The organism is Haloferula rosea (genome assembly GCF_016595525.1).
Lineage (GTDB): Bacteria > Verrucomicrobiota > Verrucomicrobiia > Verrucomicrobiales > Akkermansiaceae > Haloferula > Haloferula rosea.
Genome location: NZ_JAENII010000034.1, coordinates 1 through 3175, shown reverse-complemented (window position 1 = coordinate 3175; position 3175 = coordinate 1). Strand labels below are relative to the sequence as shown.

The window sequence follows — 3175 nt, the reverse complement described above, 5'->3', positions numbered from 1 at the left end:
CATTCCCTTTGCTCAACAAACCGAGGAGTGAGTTCATCGAAATCCCGAACCGATCCACCTATCGAAAGGTCGCTTAAGGACGCGCCATTCGGGTCAGCCCAAACACTTTGACATTCTCCCGGTTGATTGTCCCCTCACCCCACCTCAACCGTCCCCTCCTCGGCATCGACCAACATTCAACCCCCTTTTCCACGGCCCTGAGGCAGGCCTGATTTCCCTTGCGGCACCCTCTCTGAAAAAGCAAATTCCTAGCAGTAGTTACTTGCGACGGCGCAAGAGCAAACCAAGACCAGCAAGACCGACAAGAGCGGTAGAGCTTGGCTCTGGGATTGCGTTATACTCTAAGCGGGCGTTGTCGAAATTAACCTGAGGGCCATTGGTGTTTGCGATGAGCCAAACTTGCCCAGTGTATTCGCCGCCCACGAGTAGACCGCTGACCTGAGCGAGATCTACAGTTCCTGCCACGTCAATATCTTGGAAGGGATTGCCCGAGAATGTTGAGCTCGTCACAAACCCGTTCAAGAGACTAAATCCTGTGGTAGGATCTGCCGCGGTTCGGATGTCGAAGTTGAAAGTTGGAGAACCATTAGCATTACGAGCTGCTAGCGTGAAATCAAATGTCTCGCCATCAAGCAGTGATCCAGTGCCAACGGTTAGATTGTCAATTCGCTGGGCAATAGTGCCACCAGTCAAATTCGCAGCATTACCCCCTTGGAGGAAAACTGTCAGGTCGCCGTCAACCCCTGGCGTTGTAGACTGATTAAATCTTCCACCACTGCCTGTCCTGATCCAGCCTGCTGGTGTTGCCCCGCTGAACCCACCCGGGCTGGTAAGACCGCCAGAAGCAACCGGCAATTCAAACGAAGAGTTTTCTAGAGATATTGTCGCAGCATTCGCAGATGCAGCAAGTGCACCAGTGACCACGAGGATTGTAAGTCGATTTTTCACAATTATTGTTTTAGATTCGCAATGTCCGGCAAGAGCTTTCCAAACTGAAATCAATTTATCGCTGCCAACCCTCTCAGCGGAAGCCATTCTCCCCTTAGATAACCAGTCACATTTAATTACTGGTGGCGTGCTCCCCAAAATTTGATCCAGATGCTATGAGAGTCCCCGGCGTGAGCCGGATTGACCCTCATGAAGAAGAAAGGACACACGCCAGAACAGATCGTCAAAAAATTGCGCACCGCCAGTGAGGAGCTGGCACGCGGGACGAGCATTGAACAAGTCTGCCGGAAGCTGGAGATCAGCGTGGCGACCTATCACCGCTGGAACAAGGAATACAGTGGTGCGAAGACGGAAGCGGTGAGGCGCCTCAAGGAGCTCGAGAAAGAGAATCCGAGGCTCAAGAAGCTTGTTGCGGAGCAGGCCCTGGACATGGACATACTCAAGGAGATCGCGAAGGGAAAGTGGTAGGTCCGGCCCGTCGCCGCGAAGCCGTCCCGGGGGACAGGGTGGTACATTTTGGGTGTCCCCGGACACTACCATTCCAGACTTGATGCCTATCTTGCATTCTGCTGGCGTAAACCCATCAGTTTTCCTTACTAGTTGCCCCGAGGGGAGATTTGTCGTGCAAGGGAGCGCGAATTTCTCCGTCGAGAGCATCATGTCCATCAATCTTCAGTCGACACCCCGCCTTGTGGCGGACCAGTTGAAGTCCGAGATCGAGCACGGAAGTCGGACAAAGTTCCTGCCCGGGCAACTCAAACTGGCCAAGGAACTCGGTGTCTCGGTCCCCAGTGTCCGGGCAGCGATTCGTTATCTTGTTGATGAGGGGTATCTTGAGGCACCCAAGAATGGACAAAAGATCCGGATTCGTTCGCCCCAAGGAATTCGCAAGAACCAAGCTTCCAATCTATTGATCATCTCGCCAAAGCGAGATAGGCTGAGCGAGCTGAGCTTGGAGCTGTTAGTTGGCATTGAGGAACGGTGGCGGGAGCACTTTTAAAAGGGCAACGTGATCTCTCTTCCTCGAAAGGAGCGGCCCATGTCCTACGATGAGTTGGATCAAGAGATCTCGACAAACCACGTGCGTGCGGTAGTTGCGTTTGAAGCACTCGAATGTTGGAGTAAGCAACTCAACGAAATCGATCTTCCGGTCTATCGACTGGCGGGTGCACCCATTACCCCAAAACTAGGTGAATCCGGATGGGGCTTGAGCATTGAGCAGGTCGTCTCATCGATCCTAGGGCATCTCGATGAAAGGGGCCATCGCCGGATCTTGACACCGATTCTTCGATCCAACCTGCGGGAATCGATCGTGGCGGCCTACGCGGCATCCGATGTAGGTGTTTCGTTTGGAGAAGCGGAAATGGTTCCATTGTTTCCCCTGGATGACGAGCAACGTTTCCAAGCGTTTTGGGAGCGCTCCCTCACTCGCTTCCAGCCCACCGCAGTCGTGTGCATCTATACACCGATCTTGTTTTCGCTTTACGGTTTCTGTCACATTGCCGGTTTGCGCATCCCGTCCCACCTGTCGGTGGTTACCATCGAGCATCACCATCTGATAAGGTTTCTGATGCCGAGAATTGCCGCTCCCCGGGTTAGAGGAGAGGACCTAAGGGATGTCGTCAATGCCAGGCTCAAGCTTTTCGATAAATGGTTGCGGGATGAACTTCGTCCGCAGGGCTACAAGTTGATGGGCCGGGCATTCGATTGGGGAGAGAGCATCCGCGACATTCGCTGAGAACTGGGTCACTGCACTCAGGCGCCTGATCTTGAACGAGAGGCTCCTACTGCGGGGCCAGTCGGCGTTTCCACACAGCCCTCAGGGAGCAGGCGATCCGGTTAAAAGCACGAGATAGAATCTCCGCCCGCTGGTGAGGTTGTCCTCTTCAAACGGAGAGCTGGCCACGTCGGTCGCAAGCGGGCTTCCCCATGTGACCAAGTCATCTGAGGCGTAGATGTCTACGTTTCCTACGGCAGAGAAAGTGAGGGTGGTCTTGAGCGTGTCCGGGTTGGTTCCCGGGGAAGTTGCGATGGCCACAGCGGTTACTTCGCCACTGACTTGGTTCACGGTGCCTTCCTCGATCAGGATGCTGTTGACGGTGATCTCGCCGGTAAGCGTGAGCTCTCCCAGGCCCGAATGGCGCGTCCTTAAGCGACCTTTCGATAGGTGGATCGGTTCGGGATTTCGATGAACTCACTCCTCGGTTTGTTGAGCAAAGGGAATGGT

The 3175-nt window shown here is 54.2% G+C and carries 5 protein-coding genes; 3 read left to right on the top strand and 2 right to left on the bottom strand.

Features of this window, described 5'->3' with window-relative positions; translation table 11 throughout:
- Positions 1-258: 258 nt before the first annotated feature.
- A complete protein-coding gene (locus JIN81_RS18700; RefSeq protein ID WP_200283588.1) occupies positions 259-1035 on the bottom strand; it encodes a PEP-CTERM sorting domain-containing protein in 777 nt (258 codons plus the stop codon).
- A 102-nt stretch (positions 1036-1137) separates the two neighbouring features.
- On the opposite strand from JIN81_RS18700, the gene JIN81_RS18695 reads away from it, so the two are divergent.
- The 3 genes from JIN81_RS18695 (at position 1138) to JIN81_RS18685 (ending at position 2686) form a co-directional block, all read left to right on the top strand.
- Positions 1138-1416 carry a transposase gene (locus tag JIN81_RS18695; RefSeq protein ID WP_200283586.1) on the top strand — a complete coding sequence of 93 codons (279 nt, stop codon included), beginning with the start codon at positions 1138-1140 and terminating at the stop codon, positions 1414-1416.
- A 190-nt stretch (positions 1417-1606) separates the two neighbouring features.
- The gene (locus tag JIN81_RS18690) at positions 1607-1948 is read left to right on the top strand and encodes a GntR family transcriptional regulator (protein ID WP_200283583.1); all 342 of its coding nucleotides are present in this window, start codon (positions 1607-1609) and stop codon (positions 1946-1948) included.
- Between the two features lie 39 nt (positions 1949-1987).
- Positions 1988-2686, top strand: coding sequence for a substrate-binding domain-containing protein (locus JIN81_RS18685; RefSeq protein WP_200283580.1), 699 nt, complete (start codon positions 1988-1990; stop codon positions 2684-2686).
- Positions 2687-2767: 81 nt separating this feature from the next.
- Here the strand turns inward: JIN81_RS18685 and JIN81_RS18680 are convergent, their stop codons facing one another.
- The gene (locus tag JIN81_RS18680) at positions 2768-3016 is read right to left on the bottom strand and encodes a hypothetical protein (protein ID WP_200283577.1); all 249 of its coding nucleotides are present in this window, start codon (positions 3014-3016) and stop codon (positions 2768-2770) included.
- Positions 3017-3175 lie beyond the last annotated feature (159 nt).